The organism is Candidatus Bandiella numerosa, from assembly GCF_021811875.1.
Taxonomy (GTDB): Bacteria; Pseudomonadota; Alphaproteobacteria; order Rickettsiales; family Midichloriaceae; genus Aquirickettsia; species Aquirickettsia numerosa_A.
Map to the genome: position 1 here is coordinate 1 of NZ_JAJBJD010000136.1, position 2978 is coordinate 2978.

Annotated in this window: 5 protein-coding genes; 4 read left to right on the forward strand and 1 reads right to left on the reverse strand. The window is 35.4% G+C overall.

Features of this window, described 5'->3' with window-relative positions:
* Positions 1-289: 289 nt before the first annotated feature.
* The 3 genes from L8D11_RS04575 to ccoS are packed head-to-tail and all read left to right on the forward strand — an operon-like array spanning position 290 to position 2415.
* Entirely contained in the window at positions 290-919 is a 630-nt protein-coding gene (locus L8D11_RS04575; RefSeq protein WP_236870492.1) for a 50S ribosomal protein L25/general stress protein Ctc, read from the forward strand.
* A gap of 8 nt (positions 920-927) precedes the next feature.
* A complete protein-coding gene (gene trmFO / locus L8D11_RS04580) occupies positions 928-2238 on the forward strand; it encodes a methylenetetrahydrofolate--tRNA-(uracil(54)-C(5))-methyltransferase (FADH(2)-oxidizing) TrmFO (RefSeq protein ID WP_236870493.1) in 1311 nt (436 codons plus the stop codon).
* A 6-nt stretch (positions 2239-2244) separates the two neighbouring features.
* Positions 2245-2415 carry a cbb3-type cytochrome oxidase assembly protein CcoS gene (gene ccoS, locus L8D11_RS04585; RefSeq protein WP_236870494.1) on the forward strand — a complete coding sequence of 57 codons (171 nt, stop codon included), beginning with the start codon at positions 2245-2247 and terminating at the stop codon, positions 2413-2415.
* A gap of 43 nt (positions 2416-2458) precedes the next feature.
* Here ccoS and L8D11_RS04590 read toward each other — a convergent pair whose 3' ends face one another.
* Entirely contained in the window at positions 2459-2602 is a 144-nt protein-coding gene (locus L8D11_RS04590) for a hypothetical protein (protein ID WP_236870495.1), read from the reverse strand.
* Positions 2603-2697: 95 nt separating this feature from the next.
* Here L8D11_RS04590 and L8D11_RS04595 point away from each other — a divergent pair, with 95 nt between their 5' ends.
* A complete protein-coding gene (locus L8D11_RS04595) occupies positions 2698-2904 on the forward strand; it encodes a hypothetical protein (RefSeq protein ID WP_236870496.1) in 207 nt (68 codons plus the stop codon).
* The last annotated feature ends 74 nt before the right edge of the window (positions 2905-2978 follow it).

Here is a 2978-nt window from a genome sequence, read left to right on the forward strand (position 1 = left end):
ACTTTGCCGTCAGCTTCCTTCCGCCAACTCCTCACGAAGTTAACCTTGCCTCAGCTAATGGACAGCTCTATATCAGCCCATGAGGGACTTGAACCCTCTACTCTTACATCATGCACGGCGCACATATTTTAAATGTTTACTACTGAATTTGGTTTGACAGTATAAATATCTGTTTTTGAAGTGTATAAGAGTAAATTTCTGATTCAAAGTCGCAAATAGTTATTGCAAAACAATCAGTAGTAATATATAAGGATATATCATTTTTACTAGTTTTTAGGTGTATAAAATTATGACGGAGTTAGCATTAATAGGTGAGGAAAAAAAAGGATCAGGAACTGGTTCTGCGAGGGCGTTAAGAAAAGAAGGAAAAATATCGGCAATAATTTATGGATTTGATGAGAATCACATGATTAGCTTGATTTATAAAGATTTTTTGAAAGAATATCAGAAGGGAAATTTATCATCTAGGCTCTTAGAGGTGAAACTTGGTAAAAAAATCTTAAAAGTTATATCTAGAGAGGTACAAACAGATCCTGTTACTGATAATCCCATTCATATAGATTTTCAGTTAATAAAGGAAAATATTCCAGTCAAGGTTGCTGTTAGAGTTAAGGTGATTAATAAAGATAAATCTCCTGGGATAAAAATAGGTGGAATACTTAATATTGTAAGAAAGTATATAAGTTTGAATTGCATACCACAAAATATCCCTGAATATTTAGAAATTGATATTTCTGGTTTTGAGATTGGAAGGAACGTTCATATAAGTGATTTGGTACTACCAGAGGGAGTAGTCCCAGTTGATAAGGATAACTTTACCATTTTAACAATTGCAGGAAGAGTTGAGGAAAAAGAAGAAGAGCAAGGAGCAGGTGATGAAGTAACTGAAAACAAAGAACAAAAGGCAGAAAGCAAATAATTAAATAAATGCAAGTCAAAATAGTAGGAGGAGGCTTAGCTGGTTGTGAAGCCGCTTGGCAACTTGCACAAAGAGGTATAGAAGTCACTCTTTATGAGATGAGAGGGATGGAGAGTACATTTGCACACAAGACTGATGGCCTAGCGGAATTGGTATGTTCAAATTCTTTGCGTTCTGATGATCCAAAAGTAGCAATAGGACTGCTTCACCAAGAAATGAGAAAGTTAGATTCGTTAATCATGAATTCTGCAGATGCAGTTAAAGTTCCTGCGGGTTCGGCATTGGCAGTAGATAGGGATCTATTTTCCCATATAATTGAGGAAAAAATAACTAATCACCCCAACGTTAATTTGATTAGAGAGAGGGTAGATCTTATTCCTGAGGGAAATGTTATAATTGCAACAGGTCCGCTTACTTCGGAATTTTTTGCATCTGAAATTTTAAAAATATGTGAAAATGATGATTTTTTGGCATTTTTTGATGCAATTTCTCCAATAATTTATAAGGACAGTATAAATTTTGATATAGCTTGGTTCCAGTCTAGATACGATAAAGGAGATGGAAAAGACTATACTAATTGTCCAATGACGCAAGGGGAATACTATAGATTTGTTGATAACTTAGTTGGAGCAGAAAAGGTAGAATTTAAGGAATGGGAAAAAAACACTCCTTATTTCAATGGATGTCTGCCTATAGAGGTTATGGCAGAAAGGGGAAAGGAAACTTTAAGATTTGGTCCAATGAAGCCAGTTGGGTTAACAAATCCACAAACTGGTTCAAGAGCATATGCAGTAGTTCAACTGAGACAAGACAACAAAGAAGGTACATTATACAATATTGTTGGGTTTCAAACAAAAATGAAATATGGTGAGCAGCAAAGAATTTTTAAAACAATTCCTGGCTTAGAAAATGCTGAATTTGCAAGGCTTGGAGGGATTCATAGAAATACTTTTATAAATAGTCCTAAGGTGCTTAATGCTAATTTGAGTATCAAAAATAATTCAAAACTAAAATTTGCTGGACAAATAACAGGTGTAGAGGGATATGTAGAAAGTGCTGCTATAGGATTATTGTCAGGCCTATATATGGCATATGAATTAAATAATAAACCAGCCCCTATTATTAGTAAATATACAGCCTTAGGCGCTTTAGCCAATTATATTACCGATGAATCCCACGCTATAAATTTTCAGCCAATGAACATAAATTTTGGTTTATTTCCTGATATAAACACAAAAAAAGGGGAAAACAAAAAAGCAATACAAGTTGAAAATGCTATGGTTAAATTTAATGAGTGGAAATCAAATAATAGTATTTGATAACTTATGAATATCTTGCTATTTTTAATTCCTCTGGCAATATTTATCGCATTTTTAGGTGTATTAGGTATATTTTGGTCAGTTAAAAATAATCAATATGATGATTTAAAATTAAATAGTGAAAAGATACTTTACGATGATCATGAAGTGACCCCCAAAGAGTCAGACCAAAAATGACTCAAAAAGAGACCGGGTGGGTTAATCATTTTCTTTGTGTAAGTTAAATTATTTTTGTTACTAAATCATACCCAGAATCTCCGTATAAAATTTCAAATTGGTTTAAAGCCAGTGGCCAATTTTTAATCGAGTAGAGAGGCGCATTGCAGCACCTCCCTCTCACACCACCGTACAAGCGATGTCGCATAGGGCGGTTTCAGATTTGTGTTTACCAAAAGCAGAGTACATAGAGAAGAGATTAATCTTCTCAAAGTAGCTCAGATCGAGAGCCTGGTGAGCAGCATGGGAAAGAGATTTTCTCCACCAACCAGATCTAGAGCAGGCGAGAGACCAGCTAGAACGCTGAGACACGCCATGTGCCACAAGAAAAGTTTTGATGGAGTATTTCCTCTTGCGTTGTTTTATTCTGTAGGAGCGCAGACGCCTGCGAATCCACCCGGCACCGTCAAGTTAATGGAAATATGGCCGCAACACAACCCTGACCCTTAAATTTTAGGCAGCAGCTATCTCTTGGATAGCTTCATCCCAAATAAATTTAGCTTTTTGAAAATTCTCTCTTTGGA

What these genes read in the sequence shown, in the direction of transcription:
- L8D11_RS04595 (WP_236870496.1), top strand. Translation starts at nt 2,698, where the DNA reads ATGGGAAAGAGATTTTCTCCACCAACCAGATCTAGAGCAGGCGAGAGA.
- ccoS (WP_236870494.1), top strand. Translation starts at nt 2,245, where the DNA reads ATGAATATCTTGCTATTTTTAATTCCTCTGGCAATATTTATCGCATTT.
- trmFO (WP_236870493.1), top strand. Translation starts at nt 928, where the DNA reads ATGCAAGTCAAAATAGTAGGAGGAGGCTTAGCTGGTTGTGAAGCCGCT.
- L8D11_RS04590 (WP_236870495.1), bottom strand. Translation starts at nt 2,602, where the DNA reads ATGCGACATCGCTTGTACGGTGGTGTGAGAGGGAGGTGCTGCAATGCG.
- L8D11_RS04575 (WP_236870492.1), top strand. Translation starts at nt 290, where the DNA reads ATGACGGAGTTAGCATTAATAGGTGAGGAAAAAAAAGGATCAGGAACT.